The sequence below is a fragment of the Pseudomonas sp. SIMBA_067 genome (genome assembly GCF_046534675.1).
Lineage (GTDB): Bacteria > Pseudomonadota > Gammaproteobacteria > Pseudomonadales > Pseudomonadaceae > Aquipseudomonas > Aquipseudomonas putida.
Genome location: NZ_JAWRYH010001429.1, coordinates 1 through 232, shown reverse-complemented (window position 1 = coordinate 232; position 232 = coordinate 1). Strand labels below are relative to the sequence as shown.

General features: G+C 38.8%; 1 protein-coding gene. It reads left to right on the top strand.

Features of this window, described 5'->3' with window-relative positions; genetic code table 11:
- Nucleotides 1–232: glutamine amidotransferase-related protein (locus SB765_RS34120; protein ID WP_410933089.1), on the top strand; the 232-nt coding region annotated here is incomplete at both ends.

Below are 232 nucleotides of genomic sequence, written 5' to 3'. Positions count from 1 at the left end.
ATGCGTTTAGGCGCACAAAAATGTCATTTAACACCAGGCTCTAAAGTACATGATGTGTATGGTAGCGACGAAATTGTTGAACGCCATCGTCACCGTTATGAAGTTAACAACAACTTTGTAGCACAACTTGAGCAAGCTGGTTTAAGCTTTACAGGTTTATCTGAAGATAAAAAACTAGTAGAGATTATTGAGAATAAAGATCACCCTTGGTTTATTGCAGCGCAATTCCACC